Source organism: Streptomyces sp. NPDC034086 (genome assembly GCF_055575515.1).
In genome coordinates this window covers 35,913-55,297 of record NZ_JBVISM010000003.1, presented here as the reverse complement: position 1 = coordinate 55,297, position 19,385 = coordinate 35,913, and the positions used below count along the sequence as shown (strand labels likewise).

Here is a 19,385-nt window from a genome sequence, read left to right as displayed (position 1 = left end):
ATGAGCATGAACCAGCGTGACGGACACCCCGGCCCCAACCACGGCCACCCCGGCCCCGGCCCCGGCCCCGGCTCCGGAGGCGCAGCCGGCCCCGCCCCCGCCCCCGCCGCCTCGCACGGCGACTGGCAGGCCGGAGTCCTCGGCGACCTGACGGGCACCGCCCCCGGAGCGGCCGCCGGCGCTCCCGCCGCCGCACCCCCGGGCCCGCTGCCGGTGCGGCCGCCCGCCCCCCTCCCGCAGCAGCAGCCCGCCCCCCTACCCCCACGGCAGGCGTACGCCCAGCAGCCCTACACCCCGCAGGCGCCGCAGGCCCGGGCCCCCGAGACCGTCCCGGTCCCCGGCTCCGAGGCCGCCGCCGGCCGCCCCCGCCACGGCGACCCCCTGACGCGCCGCACTCTGCGCACCCTGCGCGGAGTGCTCGGTTCCTCCGTCGCCAAGGCCGTCGCCGCCGAGACGGAACTCGCCACGCAGGTGCAGCAGCCCGTCACCACCGGCCGTCAGATCGTCGTCACCAGCATCCGCGGCGGCTCCGGCAAGACCACCGTCACCGCCCTCCTCAGCCGCACCTACAACCACTTCCGTCACGACCCGGTGCTCACCCTGGAGGCGGACGCCGCCCTCGGCACCCTCCCCGTGCGGCTCGGCGTCCAGTCCCTGCGCTGGACCTGCGCGGACCTCGCGCAGATCGTCCGCCCCTCCATGCAGCTCACCGACATCACCGGCTACCTCGTCCCGCTCGCCGACGGCGGCTGGCTGCTGCCCGGCAGCCAGGGCCGGATCGGCGCCCAGGTCGACGTCGCCACCTACCGGACCGTGATGGTCGCGCTGCGCCGCTACTTCGGGGTCACCGTCGTCGACTGCGAGACCCTCCCGGGCGAGGTGGCCCGTACCGCCCTCGACACCGCGCACGCCCGCGTGCTCACCGCCCCCGCCACCGCCGAGGGCCTGGTCTCCACCCACGCCGTCCTCGACTGGCTGGCCTCCCTGCCGGTGCCCGTGCTGCCCCGCACCGTCGTCGTGCTGACCGTGCAGTCCCCGCACCACGCCGTCGACCTCGGCAAGGCCGCCGAGAAGCTGCGCGCGACCGGCGCGGGGGTCGTCGTACTGCCCTACGACCGCCACCTCGCCTCCGGCGGCGCCGTCACCTCCGAACTCCTCGGCGCCCGCACCCGGGAGGCGGCCGTACGGCTCGCCGCCGAGGTGCTCCAGCGGGCCGTGGCCCTCCCGGCGCCGGGTGCCGCCCGGTGACCCAGCAGCTGATCCACCGGCCGGCCCGCGGCACCCTGCCCCCCGCCCCCGCGCACCCGCACGCCGTCGAGGCCCCGCCCAACCTGCCCGAGGGCAAGATCGGCAGCCCGGCGACCGCGCTGCTGCCGATGGCGGGCGTGATGGGCTCGGTGGTGATGATGACCGTCATCCGCAACAGCCAGTTCGCCGCCGTCGGCGCCATCGTGCTGGTCTTCGCCCTCGTCGGCGCCGTCGCCCTGTTCTGGTCCCAGCGCGGCAAGGCCCAGCGCACCCGCCGCGCCCAGCGCGAGCGCTACCTGGAGTACCTGGAGGAACAGCGCGAGGAACTCGGCGCCCGCGAGAAGGCGCTGCGCGACGAGGCGCGCCGCCTCAACCCGCCGCCGGCGGCCCTGTACGACCTCGTGCGCGACCCCGCGCGGCTGTGGGAGCGGCGCCGCACCGACCCCGATTTCCTGCGGCCGCGCCTGGGCACCGGAGCCGTCGCCGTCCAGGACCTCAGCCTCGCCTCGGGCGCCGGCGGCGTGCTCACCCCGCCCGACCGGTTCATGCTCAACGAAGCCGGCGCCCTCATGGCCCGCTTCGCCCGGGCCGGCGACTTCCCGCTCACCGTCCCCCTCGACCGGGCCGGCAACGTCAGCATCGTCGGCGACCGCGAGGGCGTCCTGCGGGTCGCCCGCGCCCTGCTCACGCACACCGCCGTCCTGCACGCCCCGGACGACGTGGCCGTGGCCCTCGGCGTGCCCGGGGACCGGCTCGCGGACTGGGAGTGGGCCAAGTGGCTGCCCCACGTCCTCGACCAGCAGGAGCACGACGGGCCCGTCGCCGCCCGCCGGATCGCCCCCAGTCTGCCCCAGCTCGCCGCCGGGGTCCTCGCCCCGGACCTGCGCCGCAGGGCGTCGTACGCGGCAGAGGTGCGCCGCGGCCTGTCCGACAAGCGCGCCCTGCGCCTGGCCGGCCGGCTCCTCGTGGTCAGCGACGAGTACGGGGAGAACGCCGTCGAACTGCCCCGCCCCGACACCGCGGTCGGCCTGGCCGACATGAACACCACCGTGCTGCACCTGCTCGCCGAGCAGGTCCACGAGCCCGACGAGGTGTCCGTACGGATCACCGTGGACGGCAGCCACGTCACCGTCCGGGACCTGCGCACCCCGCAGGGCCCCGCCGCCGAGGGCATCAGCGACGCCCTCGGCCCGGCCACCGCCGAGGGCCTGGCCCGCATGCTCGCCCCGCTGCGGCTGTCCGCCGAGTCCGTCGCCGAGGGCACCCCCGTCTCCGGGCCGGTCGACTTCACGGGCCTGCTCGGCATCTCCGACCCGGCCGCCCTCGACGTGGGCCGGATGTGGGCGCCGCGCGGGGAGCGGGACTTCCTGCGCGTGCCGATCGGCATCGACGACCGGCACGGCCCGGTGCTGCTGGACCTCAAGGAGTCCTCGCAGCTCGGCATGGGCCCGCACGGGCTGTGCGTCGGCGCGACCGGCTCCGGCAAGAGCGAGCTGCTCCGTACGCTCGTCCTCGCGCTGGTCGCCACCCACTCGCCCGAGGACCTCGCGATGGTCCTCGTCGACTACAAGGGCGGCGCCACCTTCGCCCCCTTCGCGAAGCTCCCGCACGTCGCCGGCGTCATCACCAACCTGGAGAACCAGGCCGGGCTCGTCGAACGCGTCCACACCAGCCTCGCCGGCGAGGTCAAGCGCCGCCAGCAGGTCCTCAAGGACGCCGGGAACGTCGCCGACATCGGCCACTACGCGGTGCTGCGCGCCGAGAAGCCCGAACTGGAGCCGCTGCCGCACCTGTTCGTCGTCATCGACGAGTTCGGCGAACTCCTCACCGCCAAGCCCGACTTCATCGACCTGTTCCTGTCCATCGGCCGCATCGGCCGCTCCATCGGCGTGCACCTGCTGCTCTCCAGCCAGCGCATCGAGGGCGGCAAGCTCAAGGGCCTGGACACCTACCTGTCCTACCGGCTCGGTCTGCGCACCTTCTCCGCCGACGAGTCGCGCACCGTCCTCGACACCACCGACGCCTTCCAGCTGCCCCCGCTGCCCGGGTTCGGCTACCTCAAGGTGGACACCTCCACCTACACCCGCTTCAAGGCCGGGTACGTCTCCGGCCGCTACCGGGGCCCGGCCGCCGAGCGCGACGGCGGCGAGCGCGGACCGCTCGCCCTGCCCTACCCCACCTTCAACACCCTCCAGGACAGCGCCGGTCCGGCCGAGGACACCGAGGAGAAGCCCACCGCCACCGCCCGCGAGACCGGGCCCAGCGTGCTCTCCGTCATCGTCGACCAGCTCGCCGGCGCCGCCCCGCCCGTACGCCGCATCTGGCTGCCGCCGCTGCCCGACGCGGTCCCCCTCGACGCCGCCGCCGGACCGCTGTCCGTCACCGAGCGCGGCCTCCGGCTGGGCACCGCCCGGCGGGCCCCGCTCAAGGTGCCGCTCGGCGTCCTCGACGACCCGGCGCGGCAGTGGCGCGGCCCCTGGGAACTCGACCTGACCGTCGCCGGCGGGCACACCGCCGTCACCGGCGGCCCCCAGTCCGGCAAGACCACCCTGCTGCGCACCCTGGCCCTCTCGCTGGCGCTGACCCACACCCCGCAGGAGGTCGCCGTCTACGGCCTCGACCTCGCCGGGGGCGGTCTCGCCGCGCTCGCCGGGCTCCCGCACGTCGGCGGCATCGCCGGACGCGCCGACCGCGAACGGGCCGCCCGTACGGTCGCCGAGGTACGGGCCATGCTCGCCACCCGCGAGGCCCTCTTCCGCGAGCACTCCATCGACTCCGTCGACCAGCTGCGCCTGCTGCGCGCGCAGGGCCGGCTCACCGAGCTCGCCTCCACGGACATCGTGCTGCTCGTCGACGGGTACGGGGCCCTGCGCGAGGAGTTCTCGGAACTCGACGACGCCGTCACCGACCTGCTCAAGCGGGGCGGCGGCTACGGCATCCACGTCGTCGCGGGCATGCTCCGCTGGAACGACGTGCGCATCGCCAACCAGTCCCTCTTCGGCGGCCGGGTCGAGCTGCGCCTGGGCGACCCCTCCGACTCGGCCATCGACCGCAAGCTGTCCGAGACGATCTCCCCGGACACCCCGGGCCGCGTCCTCACCGACGGCAAGCTCTTCGCGCAGACGGCCCTGCCGCGCATCGACTCCCGGGCCGGCAACACCGACCTGGCGGCCGCCCTGGAAGAGGCCGCGGGCACCGTCCGCGCCACCTGGCACGGCGAACTGGCCTCGCCGGTACGGGTACTGCCCGCGCGGCTGCCGGCCGACCGGCTGCCCACCGCCGACGAGGAGCCGTACCGGATCCCCGTCGGCGTGGACCAGGACGTCCTCGCCCCGGTGCTGCTGGACCTCTTCGGCCAGGACCAGCACCTGCTGGTCCTAGGCGACGACGAGTGCGGCAAGACCAACCTGCTCGCCCTCGTCGCCCGCCAGCTCATCGCACGCCACGGCGAGGAGGAACTGGTCTTCGCCGTCTACGACCCCCGGCGCGGGCTGCGCGGCGTCGTCCCCGAGCCCTACCGGGGCGGGTACGCGCACAACGCCAAGATCGCCGCCGCGCTGTCGGCCGGGATCGCCAAGGAACTCGACAAGCGGCTCCCGGACGACGGCATCGACCCGGACGCCGAGCCGGGCGAGGGCCCGGGCTTCGCCGGACCGCGCATCGTGGTCCTCGTCGACGACTACGACGTCCTCACCACCGCCGGGCAGCAGCCGCTCCAGGCGTTCGTCCCCTACCTGCCCTCCGCCCAGGACATCGGCCTGCACTTCGTGATCGCCCGGCGCGTCGCCGGCTCCTCACGGGCCCTGTACGAGCCGCTGCTGACCACCCTGCGCGAATCCGGTACGACGGCCCTCGTGATGAACGGCGAACGCTCCGAGGGACAGCTGTTCCCGCAGCTGTACGCGAGCGCCCAGCCGCCCGGCCGCGGCACGCTGGTCCGGCGCGGCCGCCCGCACCAGATCGTGCAGACCGCCCTCGTCGACTCCCCCCCACAGGAAGCGCCCTGACACCGTGACCAAGGACGTCATCGCCCTCACCGCCAAGATGCCCGACACCACCGCGCTGATGGTGGCCCTGACGGCGGGCGGCGCGGACCTCGACGCCCAGGCCGTCGGGGACGGCGCCGTGATCCAGCTGCTGGGCGCGGGCGGCCGGCCGCTGGTCTCCGTCGAGGCACCCGTGCTCGTGCAAGTGCCCGGCGAGGTGGAACGGCTCCTCGGGACGCCCTCGCCCACCCCGGTCTGGTGGACGGAGACCCGCGCCTCCACCGCCGTGCCCGAGGCGGCCCCCCTCGCCGGGGCCGTCGCCGGACGCCTCGCCGAGGTGCTCGGCGGCACCGTCTGGCCCGAGGGCGCCGGACACGTGGCGGTGGTGCCGGTGACCTCCGAGGCCTCGGCGGCCCCCGCGCCCGTCGGAGCGCTGCCGACCGTGGACGTGGTCACCGCATCCACCGCGGTGGTGCTCGCGGACCGCCCGGTGATCGGGCTGACGGCCTGGCTGTCGGACGTCCTGCGGACCACGGCCGGCTTCGGCGCGGCCCTGCACATCGTCACCCCCGACCACTGCCGGCTCAGCCTGCCGCTGCGCACCGCGCTGGCCGGGGCGCCGAACCGCTGGGTGGTGCAGGATCCCGAGGGCGGGTACTACGACGGCCTGTCCGGCGCGGTGCTGAGCTGGCAGGACGGCACCTTCGCCCCGGCCCGCGACGAGTCGGGCCGGCCGCGGGTGGCCGCCGCGTTCGGGCGGGCCGGGACGCCGGGCGGGCGCCGGCTGACCGTGCAGTTCCGTACGGAGCACCCGGCCGAGGAAGGGCTGCTGGTGGGCCGCTCGCTCGAGGCCGCCTGGCGCGCCCTGACCGGGGAGCCGCCCGCGGGCTGGGGCACCGCCGAGCCGGTGAACCTGCCGTGGTCCCCGCGCCAGCTCACCGACCTGGCCCGGGGCCGGGCGCCCGAGCCGACCCTGGTCATCGCCGTCGGATCGCCGGGGCGGCCCGCGCTGGCCACCGTCCGCGTGACCCGTACGGCCGCCGGGGTCGAGGAGGACGTCACGCTGTCCCTCGGGTACGGGCCCGCCGAGGAGGTGCCGCCGGCGGCGCTCGGGGCGCTGGCGGAGGAACTGGTGTCCGGGCACGGCCTGATCAGCATGCTGGCCTCCGTCGGCCCCGGACGGCGGGACCTGAGCCTGACCCCGCGGGCCCTCGCGCCGGCGGTGCCGGTGTCGTTCACCCTGGGCGGGGCCGGGGTGGCCGAGGCGACGCTGACCCGGGCACGGCGGCCCCCGCTGGAGGTCAGGCCCGTCCAGGTGGGCCCGCCGCGGAGGCCCGGGCTGCACTACCCGCTGGGCGACGGCGGCGACCCGGCGGCGTGGGACGCCCTGTCCACGCTGCTGGACCACCTGCGCACGGCGGTGCCGCCGCTCGCGTAGGCCGGGCGGGTCAGCCGGCGCCGCCGCTGCCGGCGCGCACCAGGCCCGTCTCGTAGGCCAGCACCACCACCTGGACCCGGTCGCGCAGGTTCAGCTTCGTCAGGATGCGGCCGACGTGCGTCTTGACCGTCGCCTCCGACAGCACCAGCCGGGCCGCGATCTCCCCGTTCGACAGGCCCTGCGCCACCAGCAGCATGACCTCCCGCTCGCGGTCCGTCAGCCGTTCGATCTCCTTGTTCTCCGGCTCGGCCGTCGTGCTCGGCAGCATCGGCGCGAACCGGTCCAGCAGGCGGCGCGTCGTCGAGGGGGCCACCACCGCGTCCCCGCTGTGCACCGACCGGATCGCGGCCAGCAGCTCCGCCGGGGGCACGTCCTTCAGCATGAAGCCGCTCGCGCCCGCCTTGAGGCCCGAGAAGGCGTACTCGTCCAGGTCGAAGGTGGTCAGGATGATCACCTTCGGGTGTTCCTCCGGCTCGCAGATGCGCCGCGTCGCCTCCACTCCGTCGAGCTTGGGCATGCGCACGTCCATCAGCACCACGTCGACCGCCGTGGCCCGCAGCACCTCCAGCGCCTCCAGGCCGTTGCCCGCCTCCGCGACGACCTCCATGTCCGGCTGGGCGGCCAGCACCATGCGGAAGCCGGTGCGCAGCAGCACCTGGTCGTCGACCAGCATCACTCGGATGGACATGCGTGACTACCTCAACCTCTTCTTGAGCGGGGGCTAACTCTTCTTGAGCGGGAGCAGGGCACTGATCCGGAATCCCCCGCCGGGACGCGGGCCCGCGTCCAGGGTTCCCCCGACCATACCGATGCGCTCCCGCATGCCGATCAGACCGTGTCCGGCGCCGTCCGCGCCGCCGTCCTCGTACAGTTCGTGCGCGGCGCCCCGCCCGTCGTCCTCGATGAGCAGGCCCAGCCCGTCGTCGAAGTAGACCAGCCGCACGGTCGCCTTCGCGTCGGGGCCCCCGTGCTTGCGCGTGTTCGTCAGCGCCTCCTGGACGATCCGGTACGCCGTCAGCTCCACGCCGCTCGGCAGCCTGCGGGGTGCGCCCTCGATCTCGAAGCCGACCGTCAGCCCGGCCGCCCGTACCTGCTCGACCAGCACCTCGATCTGCTCCACGTCGGGCTGCGGGACGTAGTCCTCGGACTCCTGCGGCTCGCCCGTGCGCAGGACGCCCAGCAGCCGGCGCATCTCGGCCAGCGCCTGGCGGCCCGTGCCGGAGATGGTCTGGAGGGCCTCCTTGGCCTGGTCGGGGGCCACGTCCATGACGTACGCGGCCCCGTCGGCCTGGACCACCATCACCGACACGTTGTGCGCGACGACGTCGTGCAGCTCGCGGGCGATCCGGGCGCGCTCGGCGGCCACCGCCACCTTGGCCTGGGCTTCGCGCTCCTTCTCCAGCCGCTGGTTGCGCTCCACGAGCTGGGCGTAATAGGCCCGGCGGGTGCGCAGCGAGTCGCCCGTCACCCAGGCGAGAGCGAAGGGCACCATCATGAACAGGGCGAAGAGGATCTCCTCGACGGTACTGGCGCTCTTGTCGATGCCGAAGCGCACGAAGTACAGCGGTGAGGCCAGCAGTCCGCAGGCCAGGGCGGTGCGCGACACCCAACGGGGGACGTCGGCGGCCGCCACCGTGAACAGGACGACGAGCATCGCGACGTCGCAGAACTGTATTTCCTGGCCGATGGCCAGCTGGTAGAGGCCCGCGCCCACCGTCAGCCAGAACATCGCCACGGTCCACTTGCGGCGCAGGGCGAGGGCGGCGGTCAGCGCGGCGACGACGGGCACGGTGGCCAGCCGCAGGGCGGTGCTCTGCCCCTCGGCCCCGGCCACGTTCATCATCGACATCCCGAAGAAGAGGACAGCCCAGAAGCTGTCGACGCCCGTCGGGTGTCTGCGGATGAAGTCGTAGAGGCGCTGCACGTAACCCAGCGTAGGGAAAGGAGATAGGTGCTGGAGTCAACCACAGGTGCGATCCCTGCGACAGGGGCGTACTCCGCAAGGTGGAGGGTCGGCTTAACCTGTGAGGGATGAGCGCTCAGGGTGAGGTCAGGGGGCCGGTCCGGTGGCGGGCCGCGATGGAGGCCGTGCTGTACGGGCCGGACGGTTTCTACGTCCGGCCGGGCGGGGCGGGGCCCGCGGGGCACTTCCGGACCTCCGTGCACGCCTCCGCCCTGTACGCGGGGGCCGTGGCCCGGCTGCTGGCGTGGGTGGACGGGGCGCTGGGCCGGCCGGAGCGCCTCGACCTGGTCGACATGGGCGCCGGGCGGGGCGAGCTGCTGGCCGGGGTCCTCGCCGCGCTGCCGGCGGAGACGGCGGCGCGGGTGCGCCCGTACGCGGTGGAGCGCGCGGCGGAGCCCGGGGGGCTGGACCCCCGCATCCGCTGGGTGGCCGAGCCGCCGCGGGGGACCACCGGGCTGCTGTTCGCCAACGAATGGCTGGACAACGTACCGCTGGAGATCGCCGAGGACGGCCGCTACGTCCTGGTCGCCCCCGACGGTACGGAGACCTCCGGCGGGCCGCTCGAGGAGGCCGACCGGCTCTGGCTGGAGCGCTGGTGGCCCGGGGCGGCGGGACCGGACGGCGGGCGGGCGGAGATCGGCCGGGCCCGCGACGAGGCCTGGGCGGCGGCGGTCGCCACCCTGGACCGAGGCCTGGCGGTGGCGGTCGACTACGCCCACACCCGCGACGCCCGCCCCCCGTACGGCACCCTCACCGGCTTCCGCGCGGGCCGCGAGACCGCCCCCGTCCCGGACGGGGGCTGCGACGTCACCGCGCACGTCGCGCTCGACGCCTGCGCGGGACCGGGCGCGGCCCTGTTCACGCAGCGCGAGGCCCTCACCGCGCTCGGGGTCCGCGGCGGCCGTCCCCCGTTGTCCCTGGCCTCCACCGACCCGGCGGCCTACGTCCGCGCCCTGGCCGCGGCGGGCGAGGCGGCGGAACTCACCGCGCGCGGGGGCCTCGGCGACTTCGGCTGGCTGGTCCAGCCGGTCGGCATCGGCCCCTGGCCGCGCTAGCGGGGCGGGGTGCGGACACGGCCGAGGGGCCGGCGTTCCTGGCGGAACCCCGGCCCCTCGGGCGTACGGCTGTGCTGCTGTTCCTACTGCTCGACGTCGTGGTCGTGGCCCGGGCGCAGACCGCCGCCGTTGCCGGAGCCGGTGGACGGCTGCGAGACGACCGGCTGCGTCAGCGGGGCCAGGTCCCAGGCGTAGTGGCCCACGGCGTTCGCGATGACGTCGACGTTGATGTCGAGCGCCTTCTGGTCGATGTTGGTGATGTCGTCACCCTTGCCGTGGTAGTTCGGGTCGTAGGCGATACCCGCCGTACCACCGAACTTCGCGGCCTGCGCCGGGGTCTTGATGCCCTCGGCACCGGTGTCCGTACCGCCCGACGGGATGCCGGCCTCGATGAACGGGCCGTAGTCCGAGCGGCCGGTGAAGTCGCTGCCCTCGTGCGGGATGTTCTGCGCGTCGAGGAAGTCGGTGATCTGCCTCTCCAGCTGCGCCGAACCCTCCGGGCCGGGGCCCGAGCCGACCTTGTCGGAGTCGTCGCCGTCGTAGACGAAGTACGCGGCGTTCGGCGAGGCGATCATGTCGAAGTTCAGGTAGAGCCTGATCTGCTTCTTCTGCTCCGGCGTCAGCGAGGCCACGTACGCCTCCGAGCCGAGCAGGCCGAACTCCTCCGCCGACCACCAGGCGAACTTGACCTTGTTCTTGATCTTCGACTGGCTGCTCGCGAGGCGCTGCGCGACCTGGAGGATGCCCGCCGAGCCGGAGCCGTTGTCGTTGATGCCCGGACCGGCCGCGACCGAGTCCAGGTGGGCGCCGAGGAAGACGGTGTTGTTCTCGTCCCCGCCCCGGGTCTCCGCTACGACGTTGTACGTCTTGCGGTTCTCGCGCAGCTCGCGGATGTCCAGGGTGACCGAGACCGGTCCGGCCGCCGCCTCGGCGGCGAGCTTCTCGCCCTCCTCCTGGCTGATTCCGCCCGTGGGGACCTTGCCGGCGTTCGCGTCGCCGAGGGTGCCGTTGAGGGCGCCCGCGGTGTTGTTGTAGATGATCGCGCCGACCGCGCCGGCCGCGGCCGCGTTCGCCTGCTTCGCCGCGAAGGTGCAGCCGCCGCGCTTGACCAGGGCGATCTTGCCGGTGAAGGCGCCGGCCGCGAAGTCGGTGGCCTCGCAGCCGTTGCTGCCGTCGGCGTCGACGGGGGCGACGGCGACGGGCGCGGTGATGCCGCCCTCCGGGCCGCTGGCGGTGTACGTCATCAGCTTGAGCGGGACGTCACGGCCGTTGGCCCCGTTGACCTTCAGCTTCTCGGAGATCGTCTCGACGTACACGAAGTCGAACTCGTGGCGCGAGACGTCGTACCCGGCGCCCTTCAGCACGGATTCGACGTACTGGGCGGACTGGACGTGCCCCTTGGAGCCGGCCACGCGGGTGCCGCCGTTGTAGTCGGCGATCGACTGGAAGACCTTCAGGTGGTTGTTGGCCCCCTTGCCCGTCGAGTCCTTGACCAGCTTCCTGGCCAGCGCGTCACCCCGGGCGGCATCGCTCTGCGGGCTCGTGGCGCCGGCCGGGCCGGCGAGGAGCAGCGGGGAGACGAGGGCAGCGGCCGCGAGGGCCGCGGTCGCTGTGGCTATACGGCGAGAGGGCATGAAGGTCCTTTCACAGCGGAAGAGCCTGTGGGGGAGTGGTGGACGCACGTTAGACACCAAGGGGCGCCCGTCGCCAGGGTTTTCACTGCTTCCGGTTTGTGAAATCCGGATATCGGCGCCTCCGGAAAGGGCGAAAACCGGCCACTGTCCGATGCCCGGGCGGATCGGCTCAGCGCAGGACGCCCTCGATGAAATCGGAACCTATTCGGGCGACCACGGACAGATCCAACTGGTGCTGGACGTAACGCCCCTGGCGCCTGGTCTGCATCAGCCCGGCCTTCCTCAGCACGGTCAGGTGCCGGGACACCTCCGGCGCGGATATCCCGTAGACGCGCGCCAGCTCACTGGTCGTGTACGGGGCCCGCGCCAGACTCCGGCACAGCCGCATCCGCATGGGGTGCGCCAATGCCTCCATCCGCCGCTGGAGCAGCTCCACCGAGCCCGGTACGGAGGCCAGCTCCGGCGAGTCCAGCGGGTAGTGCACCACCGGCCGCCAGCCCGGCGCGTGCAGCACCAGCAGGTGCGGCCAGCCGAAGTTCGTCGGTACGAAGACCAGCCCCGCCCCGATCCGCGGATCGGTCGCGGTGGCCTGCCCGTTGACCATCTTGTCGGCGGTGATCGTCGTCAGGCCCTCGTCCACGCTCAGCGCCGCCGACACCTCCCGCAGCGCCGCCGGCAGCCCCTTGCGGCGCAGCACCTCCGCCTTGTGGCGGGCGTCCGCGGTCTGCCGGGGCTCCACGCGCCGCCACGTCTGCGCCAAGAACGCCTCGTCGCAGTCCTCCAGCAGCCGCCGCATCCACACCCGCACACCGGCCGGGTCGTCCAGCAGCCGGACCGAGAACTCCAGCTGCCGCGGCCCGCGCGCGGCCGCCGTCTCCAGCGCCTTCGCCCGCGCGGCCCCGTCCTTGAGCGGATGCGGCCCGCCGCCCTCGTTGTAGAGCGCCAGCCAGCAGTGCTCCAGCGCCGCCATCACGAACCGCTCGTCGTCCATCCGGTCGAGCACGTCCAGCTCCCCGGCCAGCGTCGGCGCGGGCAGCCCGGTGCCGCCGGGAATGCCGGCGAACGCCATGAAGATGTCGGAGAAGGAGCTGCGCCACAGGAATTCGGCCTCGAGGAGCCGGTCCGCCAGGCAGGGGTCGAGCGAAGCCGTGGTGGACCTGGCCCATGACTGGAGCCCCGGGTGATGGGTCGGCTGCGAGAGCGCGTGCAGGGCCATGCAGAGCTCGGCGAGCGGTGACGGCGCGAAACCGATCCGCTCCTCGGGGAGCCCGGCGATGTCGATGGTGACGCTCATCGCCCCATCTTCTCCTCCTCTGCGCCCCCCGCACCGCCCGGCCCCGGAGGCGGCGCCGGGGAGCCGGGACGGAGGCGATGCACGCGGGCGCGGGGCTACGGGCAGCCGTGCGCCCGTCCGGGGGGTTCACGAGGCGCCGCGGGAGCATCGCCGCAGGTGGGAGGCGTCGATTGACGGGGAGCGTCAATCGACGAGCGCTCTGCGCCCAACGGGGTGAGGGTGGATCCATGACAGCGATCGAGCAGTACCTCGTGGACACCTACCGCGCGGCCCAGCACGGCACCCGCATGCCCCCGCCCCCGGGCCGCCACGACCTCGCCGCCCTGCGCGCCGTCCGCACCGAAGCCCAGTTCGACGCCGTCCTGGCCGGCCGCCCGGCCACCCACCCCTGGCGCCACACCCTGACCCGCATCCTGCACGGGGGGAGGGCGTGCTGATGGGGGGCGGGGGTGTTCCGGCGGGGCGGGGGCGTTGGTTTCGGCGGGGCGGGGCTGTTCCGGCGGGGCGGGGTTTCGGGGCGGGGTTTCGGCGGGGCGGTGTCACAGTCGGTTTGGGGGTTTCCCGTCAGTCCCATCGTCCTTCCGTGTCGGGCCGGTCCCTCAAGGGCGCTCCTGCGTCGCGTCGCTACGCGATGGCCTTCGGCCACCCTTGACCGACCGTCCCGCCCCGGAAAGACAAGGACTGCCGAGAACCCCCCAAAGAAACGGGACGGTCCAGAGGGGAAGCACTCCCGTATCAGCGATGAGACGGGGTGGGCGGGCCCTGACCGTGTCCGCATGCGGGCCCCCAAAGACCCTCGGCGGTCCACCCCCACGCACCAGATCGCTACGCGCTCCCGATGGCTTAGCGTCCGGCCCGCGTCATGGGCTGATACCTGCATGAAATGTCGATCAGAGCCCCTTTCGGGAGCGGTGGGCGCGTCAGATCGCTACGCGCTCCTCCCGGCTTAGCGTCCGGCCGCCGTCCTGGGCCGGTACCCGCGCCACATGACGATCAGAGCGCATTGGGGGGTGGTGGGCGCGTGAGATCGCCATGCGCTTCCGTCGGGGAGGCGTCTGCGGCCCCGCCTGTGGTCATGCGGTCCACCAAGGAGAGAGAATCACCCCTTTTACCCCCATTTGACGACCATGGGCGAGACCTGAAGGGCCTCTGTCGGAATCTGCCGTTGAAGAAGACAACGCCACGCTCCGACAGACGGTCGAAAGACCCGCGAAAGGCGCCCGGACAGCCGCATTTCTCCCTCAAAGCACCCCTGGCACCCTCGGGCTCCCGTCTCGAGGCCTCTCAGCCCCAGACGGCCATCAGCCGCCGAGAAATGGGAAGCGCGTAGCGATCTGACGCGCCCACCGCCCCCCAAGGGGGCTCTGATCGACATCGCGTGCAGGTATCAGCCCCGGACGGTCGCCGGACGCTAAGCCATGGGGAGCACGTAGCGATCTGGCGCGTGGGGGCGGACCGCCGGAGGGTCTCTGAGGGGCCCGGATGCCCGGCGGACCGACGCCCGCCCACCCCGCCTCATCGCTGATACGGGAGTGCTTCTCCTCTGGACCGTCCCGTTTCTTTGGGGGGTTCTCGGCAGTCCTTGTCTTTCCGGGGCGGGACGGTCGGTCAAGGGTGGCCGAAGGCCATCGCGTAGCGACGCGACGAAGGAGCGCCCTTGAGGGACCGGCCCGACACGGAAGGACGATGGGACTGACGGGAAACCCCCAAACCAGCCCTGATACCGCCCCGCAGAACCCCCGCCCCGCAGAACCCCCGCCCCGCAGAACCCCCGCCCCGCAGAACCCCCGCCCCCGAACCCCCGCCCCGCCAAGACCACCCCCGCCCCCCTACACCCGTGCCAGGAACCCCCTCGCCGCTTCGCGGACGTCCTCGCGGGTCCACGTCAGGCCCGGCTCCGTGATCTCCAGCTCCGTCACCGACAGCCCCGGCGGGCCGTCCGCCGACCAGCGGCGGAACAGGGCCGTGCCGGTTTCCTCCGCCAGGCGGGCACCCGCCTCCGTGAGGCGGTCCGCCTCGTACGGGAGCCACACCTGGAACTGGTGCGTGTGCGGCACCTCCGGGTGGATCCGGGACCAGGGCACCCCCGCCTCCGCGAACGCCTCCGCCAGCGCGGCGGCGACGGTCCGGGCCCGCTCCACGTACGCGGGGAGGCGCGGCAGCTCCCGTTCCAGCCCGGCCAGGGCCGCCAGGGCCTGGGGGAACTGGCGGAAGACCTGGCCGCCGTACCGGTGGCGCCACACCCGGGTCTCCTCCACGAAGTCCCGGGAACCGGCCAGGCAGGCTCCGCTCAGCCCGCGCAGCGACTTGTAGAAGGAGACGTACACGGAATCCGCGAGTCCCGCGATCTCCGGCAGGGGCCGGCCGAAGTGGACGGTGGTCTCCCACAGCCGGGCCCCGTCGAAGTGGACGACCGCGTCCCGCTCCCGGGCGGCGTCCACCAGTCCCTCGAGCTCCTCCCACGCGGGCAGCAGGAACCCGGCGTCGCGCAGCGGCAGCTCCAGCATCAGCGTGCCGAAGGGCTCGGGGTGCTCCCGGACCTCCTCCGGCGCCGGCTGGCGCGGCTCAGTCACCGGGTGGGTGGTCCGCAGCCCGGCCAGGGCGGTCAGGGCGCCGCCCTCCCACCGCTCCGGGTGGCTCATGGGGTGCAGGGCCACCACCGGGTTCCCGGTACGGCCCGCCCAGCAGCGCAGCGCGATCTGCTGGGCCATCGTCCCGGAGGGGAAGAACGCCGCGTCCTCGGTGCCGAGCAGCTCCGCGACCCGGCGCTCCAGGTCGGCGACGACCCCGTCGCCGTAGACGTCCGCCGGGGCGTCCAGGTCGTACGGGGCGTCGGTGAGCCCGGCCAGCAGCTCCCGGACGGTGTCCCCGCGGCCGCCGCGCGTCAGGGCCCGGCGGGCGCCCTTCCAGGCGGCCGCGAGCCGCTCCGTCCGCTCCGCGTCATCGGTCATGGCCCTGATCATCGCCGACGGCCCGCCCACCCCGCCCCGTAAGCCCCCGCCCCCCGAGGCCCCGCCCCCGCCCCGGGCGGGCCTGACCGGCACCGGGGCGCGGAAAGGGCCTAGCATGGCGACGTATCGTCCGGTACCCCCCGCGGACTGGAACGGAAGGCCCTCCCCGCGTGAACTCATCCCAGGAACCGCGTCCCGCCCGGCTCACCGTCGGAGTCGTCGGCGCGGGCCGTGTCGGCCCCGCGCTCGCCCGCGCCCTCCAGCAGGCGGGCCACCGTCCCGTCGCCGTCTCCGGGGTCTCCGACGCCTCCCGGCGCAGGGCCGACCGGATGCTGCCCGGCGTGCCGCTGGTGTCCCCGGCGCAGGTGCTGGAGCGGGCCGAGCTGGTGCTGCTCACCGTCCCCGACGACGCCCTGCCCGGCCTGGTCGAGGGCCTCGCCGGGACCGGCGCCGTGCGCCCCGGCCAGCTCCTCGTGCACACCTCGGGGCGTTACGGGACCGCCGTCCTGGACCCGGCGCGCCGTGCGGGTGCGCTGCCGCTGGCCCTGCACCCCGCGATGACCTTCACCGGTACCGAGGTGGACGTGCAGCGCCTGGCCGGGTGCTCCTTCGGCGTGACCGCGCCCGAAGAGCTGCGGCTCGCCGCGGAGGCCCTGGTCATCGAGATGGGCGGGGAGCCCGAGTGGATCGCGGAGGAGAGCCGCCCGCTCTATCACGCGGCCCTGGCCCTGGGGGCGAACCACCTGGTCACCCTGGTCGCCCAGGCGTTGGAGCTGCTGCGCACCGCCGGTGTCGAGCACCCCGACCGGATGCTCGGCCCGCTGCTCGGCGCGGCCCTGGACAACGCCCTGCGCTCCGGTGACGCCGCGCTGACCGGCCCTGTGGCCCGCGGCGACGCCGGCACCGTCGCCGCGCACGTCTCCGAGCTGCGCAAGCACGCCCCCGCCACCGTCGCCGGGTACCTGGCGATGGCCCGTACGACCGCCGACCGCGCCCTCGCGCACGGCCTGCTCAAGCCCGAACTGGCCGAGGACCTCCTCGGCGTGCTCTCGGACGACGCCGACCCGAAGGATGCCGAGCGATGACCGGCCCGCTCCAGCCGCTGAACACCGCCGAAGAGCTGCACGCGCTGCCGCGCGCCGGCCGCCGCGCCGTCGTGATGACGATGGGCGCCCTGCACGAGGGCCACGCCACGCTGATCCGCACGGCCCGGGAGGAGGTGGGGCCGCAGGGGCAGGTGGTGGTCACCGTCTTCGTGAACCCCCTCCAGTTCGGCGCCGGCGAGGACCTGGACCGCTACCCGCGCACCCTCGACGCCGACCTGCTGGTCTGCGAGGCGGCGGGCGCCGACGCGGTGTTCGCGCCCGCCGTGGACGAGGTCTACCCGGGCGGCGCCCCCCAGGTGCGGATCACCGCCGGCCCGATGGGCGAGCGCCTGGAGGGCGCCACCCGCCCCGGCCACTTCGACGGCATGCTGACCGTCGTCGCCAAGCTGCTCCACCTCACCCGCCCCGACCTGGCCCTCTTCGGCCAGAAGGACGCCCAGCAACTGGCTCTGATCCGGCGCATGGTGACCGACCTGAACTTCCCCGTGGAGGTGGTCGGCGTACCGACGGTCCGCGAGGACGACGGGCTCGCCCTGTCCTCCCGCAACCGGTACCTCGGCCCGGCCGAGCGCCGTACCGCGCTGGCCCTGTCCCGTGCCCTGTTCGCGGGCCGCGACCGGCTCGCCGCGCAGGCCGCGCTGTGCGCCCGCGCCGAGGCCGCTCCCGCCGGCGGCGGACGGGCCACCGCGCTGGCCCGGCTGGGCGAGATCCGGGCCTCCGCCGACGCCCACGCCGTGTCGGCGGCGGCCACCGGCGGCACCGGCCTGCCCGACGCCGTACGGGCCGCCGCGCGGCACGTGCTGGAGGAGGCGGCCCGGCACGAGCCGCCGCTGGTCCTCGACTACCTGGCCCTGGTGGACCCGCAGGACTTCACCGATGTCGGCCCCGACTTCACCGGACGGGCCGTGCTGGCCGTCGCGGCGAAGGTCGGCACGACCCGGCTGATCGACAACATCCCATTGGAGTTCGGAGCACACGCGTGAGCACCACAGGCAACCCGGGCGCCGCAGGCACCGGCATACGGCTGCACGCCCCCGCCCCCGGCTGGGCCCTCGACGCGGACGTCGTGGTCGTCGGCTCCGGCGTCGCGGGCCTGACCGCTGCGCTGCGCTGCGCGGCCGCGGGCCGCCGTACGGTCGTGGTCACCAAGGCGCGGCTCGACGACGGTTCCACCCGCTGGGCGCAGGGCGGCATCGCGGCCGCCCTCGGCGAGGGCGACACCCCCGAGCAGCACCTGGACGACACCCTGGTCGCGGGCGCGGGCCTGTGCGACGAGGCGGCCGTGCGGCTGCTGGTCACCGAGGGCCCCGACGCGGTGCGCCGGCTCATCGAGGCCGGTGCCGTCTTCGACACGTCCGCCGAGACGGGCGAGATCGAGCTGACCCGCGAGGGCGGCCACCACCGCCGGCGCATCGCGCACGCGGGCGGCGACGCCACCGGTGCGGAGATCTCCCGCGCCCTGGTCGAGGCGGTGCACGCGGCGGGCATCCGTACCGTCGAGAACGCGCTCGTACTGGACCTGCTCCAGGACGCCGAGGGCCGGACCGCGGGCGTCACCCTGCACGTCATGGGCGAGGGCCAGCACGACGGGGTCGGTGCCGTCCACGCGCCGGCCGTGGTGCTGGCGACCGGCGGCATGGGCCAGGTCTTCTCCGCCACCACCAACCCGGCCGTGTCCACGGGCGACGGGGTGGCGCTGGCGCTGCGGGCCGGCGCCGAGGTCTCGGACCTGGAGTTCGTCCAGTTCCACCCGACGGTCCTGTTCCTCGGCCCGGACGCCGAGGGCCAGCAGCCGCTGGTGTCGGAGGCGGTGCGCGGCGAGGGCGCGTACCTCGTCGACGCGGACGGGGTCCGCTTCATGGTGGGCCAGCACGAGCTCGCCGAGCTGGCCCCGCGCGACATCGTCGCCAAGGGGATCACGCGCCGCATGCAGGAGCAGGGCGTCCAGCACATGTACCTGGACGCCCGGCACTTCGGCGCCGAGATGTGGGAGAACCGCTTCCCCACGATCCTGGCCGCCTGCCGGGCCCACGGCATCGACCCGGTGACCGAGCCGATCCCGGTCGCCCCCGCCGCGCACTACGCCTCGGGCGGTGTCCGCACCGACCTGCACGGCCGCACCACCGTGCCCGGTCTGTACGCGTGCGGCGAGGTGGCCTGCACGGGCGTGCACGGCGCGAACCGGCTGGCCTCCAACTCGCTGCTGGAGGGCCTGGTCTTCGCCGAGCGGATCGCCGACGACATCGCCGCCCACCCGCCCGTGGGCGGCGGTCCGGGCGTACCCGTGCCCGCCACCGGCCCGCTCCAGCCGGCCGAGGCCCGGTACGAGGTCCAGCGCATCATGACGCACGGCGCGGGCGTGCTCCGCTCCGCCGGTTCCCTCGCGGCGGCCGCCGAGGCGCTGGAGAGCCTGTACACGACGGCCCTGGGCGAGCTGGAGAACCGGGGCAAGACCGCCGTGCCGGGCGTGGACACCTGGGAGGCGACCAACCTGCTGTGCGTGGCCCGCGTCCTGGTCGCCGCCGCCCAGCGGCGCGCCGAGACCCGCGGCTGCCACTGGCGGGAGGACCACCCCGACCGGGACGACGCCGCGTGGCGCCGCCACCTCGTGGTGCGGCTCTCGCGCACCGAGCGGCGGGCGCTGGTCGTCACCCCCACCGACTCCGCGGACTTCCCGTCCGTAGACCACCCCCTCAGCCTGGAGAAGTGA

At 74.5% G+C, this 19,385-nt stretch carries 13 protein-coding genes; 8 read left to right on the top strand and 5 right to left on the bottom strand.

Annotated features, from left to right (window positions below; all coding sequences use genetic code 11):
• The 3 genes from ACZ514_RS10115 to ACZ514_RS10105 are packed head-to-tail and all read left to right on the top strand — an operon-like array spanning position 1 to position 6,672.
• Complete coding sequence (locus ACZ514_RS10115; RefSeq protein ID WP_469124507.1) at positions 1 to 1,248, top strand: hypothetical protein; 1,248 nt, start codon at positions 1 to 3, stop codon at positions 1,246 to 1,248.
• On the top strand, positions 1,245 to 5,255 hold the full coding sequence (eccCa, locus tag ACZ514_RS10110) for a type VII secretion protein EccCa (RefSeq protein WP_469124506.1): 4,011 nt from the start codon (positions 1,245 to 1,247) through the stop codon (positions 5,253 to 5,255). The genes ACZ514_RS10115 and eccCa overlap by 4 nt, the downstream gene beginning before the upstream one ends.
• A 4-nt stretch (positions 5,256 to 5,259) precedes the next feature.
• On the top strand, positions 5,260 to 6,672 hold the full coding sequence (locus ACZ514_RS10105; RefSeq protein WP_469124505.1) for a DUF6177 family protein: 1,413 nt from the start codon (positions 5,260 to 5,262) through the stop codon (positions 6,670 to 6,672).
• 10 nt (positions 6,673 to 6,682) lie between these two features.
• Here ACZ514_RS10105 and ACZ514_RS10100 read toward each other — a convergent pair whose 3' ends face one another.
• Both ACZ514_RS10100 and ACZ514_RS10095 read right to left on the bottom strand, forming a co-directional pair.
• Positions 6,683 to 7,360, bottom strand: coding sequence for a response regulator transcription factor (locus ACZ514_RS10100; RefSeq protein ID WP_468163394.1), 678 nt, complete (start codon positions 7,358 to 7,360; stop codon positions 6,683 to 6,685).
• A gap of 33 nt (positions 7,361 to 7,393) precedes the next feature.
• On the bottom strand, positions 7,394 to 8,596 hold the full coding sequence (locus ACZ514_RS10095) for a sensor histidine kinase (RefSeq protein ID WP_469124504.1): 1,203 nt from the start codon (positions 8,594 to 8,596) through the stop codon (positions 7,394 to 7,396).
• A gap of 107 nt (positions 8,597 to 8,703) precedes the next feature.
• Between ACZ514_RS10095 and ACZ514_RS10090 the strand changes: the two genes are divergently transcribed.
• On the top strand, positions 8,704 to 9,690 hold the full coding sequence (locus tag ACZ514_RS10090; protein WP_469124503.1) for an SAM-dependent methyltransferase: 987 nt from the start codon (positions 8,704 to 8,706) through the stop codon (positions 9,688 to 9,690).
• An 83-nt stretch (positions 9,691 to 9,773) separates the two neighbouring features.
• Here the strand turns inward: ACZ514_RS10090 and ACZ514_RS10085 are convergent, their stop codons facing one another.
• Both ACZ514_RS10085 and ACZ514_RS10080 read right to left on the bottom strand, forming a co-directional pair.
• A complete protein-coding gene (locus ACZ514_RS10085) occupies positions 9,774 to 11,324 on the bottom strand; it encodes a M28 family metallopeptidase (RefSeq protein ID WP_469124502.1) in 1,551 nt (516 codons plus the stop codon).
• Between the two features lie 169 nt (positions 11,325 to 11,493).
• Positions 11,494 to 12,618: a DUF5937 family protein gene (locus tag ACZ514_RS10080; protein ID WP_469124501.1), complete on the bottom strand. Its 1,125-nt coding sequence runs from the start codon at positions 12,616 to 12,618 to the stop codon at positions 11,494 to 11,496.
• A gap of 227 nt (positions 12,619 to 12,845) precedes the next feature.
• On the opposite strand from ACZ514_RS10080, the gene ACZ514_RS10075 reads away from it, so the two are divergent.
• Positions 12,846 to 13,055 carry a hypothetical protein gene (locus tag ACZ514_RS10075; RefSeq protein ID WP_468163384.1) on the top strand — a complete coding sequence of 70 codons (210 nt, stop codon included), beginning with the start codon at positions 12,846 to 12,848 and terminating at the stop codon, positions 13,053 to 13,055.
• A gap of 1,392 nt (positions 13,056 to 14,447) precedes the next feature.
• On the opposite strand, the gene ACZ514_RS10070 is transcribed toward ACZ514_RS10075, so the two are convergent.
• Positions 14,448 to 15,569: a threonine aldolase family protein gene (locus tag ACZ514_RS10070; protein ID WP_469124500.1), complete on the bottom strand. Its 1,122-nt coding sequence runs from the start codon at positions 15,567 to 15,569 to the stop codon at positions 14,448 to 14,450.
• A gap of 170 nt (positions 15,570 to 15,739) precedes the next feature.
• Between ACZ514_RS10070 and ACZ514_RS10065 the strand changes: the two genes are divergently transcribed.
• The 3 genes from ACZ514_RS10065 to ACZ514_RS10055 are packed head-to-tail and all read left to right on the top strand — an operon-like array spanning position 15,740 to position 19,385.
• The gene (locus ACZ514_RS10065) at positions 15,740 to 16,654 is read left to right on the top strand and encodes a Rossmann-like and DUF2520 domain-containing protein (RefSeq protein ID WP_468175417.1); all 915 of its coding nucleotides are present in this window, start codon (positions 15,740 to 15,742) and stop codon (positions 16,652 to 16,654) included.
• Entirely contained in the window at positions 16,651 to 17,658 is a 1,008-nt protein-coding gene (panC, locus tag ACZ514_RS10060; protein ID WP_468175414.1) for a pantoate--beta-alanine ligase, read from the top strand. Before ACZ514_RS10065 ends, panC begins: the two co-directional genes overlap by 4 nt.
• Positions 17,655 to 19,385, top strand: coding sequence for an L-aspartate oxidase (locus ACZ514_RS10055; RefSeq protein WP_468175411.1), 1,731 nt, complete (start codon positions 17,655 to 17,657; stop codon positions 19,383 to 19,385). The genes panC and ACZ514_RS10055 overlap by 4 nt, the downstream gene beginning before the upstream one ends.

Coding starts and splice junctions, on each gene's coding strand:
- ACZ514_RS10085 (WP_469124502.1), bottom strand. CDS start 11,324: ATGCCCTCTCGCCGTATAGCCACAGCGACCGCGGCCCTCGCGGCCGCT.
- ACZ514_RS10080 (WP_469124501.1), bottom strand. CDS start 12,618: ATGAGCGTCACCATCGACATCGCCGGGCTCCCCGAGGAGCGGATCGGT.
- ACZ514_RS10075 (WP_468163384.1), top strand. CDS start 12,846: ATGACAGCGATCGAGCAGTACCTCGTGGACACCTACCGCGCGGCCCAG.
- panC (WP_468175414.1), top strand. CDS start 16,651: ATGACCGGCCCGCTCCAGCCGCTGAACACCGCCGAAGAGCTGCACGCG.
- ACZ514_RS10070 (WP_469124500.1), bottom strand. CDS start 15,569: ATGACCGATGACGCGGAGCGGACGGAGCGGCTCGCGGCCGCCTGGAAG.
- ACZ514_RS10090 (WP_469124503.1), top strand. CDS start 8,704: ATGAGCGCTCAGGGTGAGGTCAGGGGGCCGGTCCGGTGGCGGGCCGCG.
- ACZ514_RS10115 (WP_469124507.1), top strand. CDS start 1: ATGAGCATGAACCAGCGTGACGGACACCCCGGCCCCAACCACGGCCAC.
- ACZ514_RS10100 (WP_468163394.1), bottom strand. CDS start 7,360: ATGTCCATCCGAGTGATGCTGGTCGACGACCAGGTGCTGCTGCGCACC.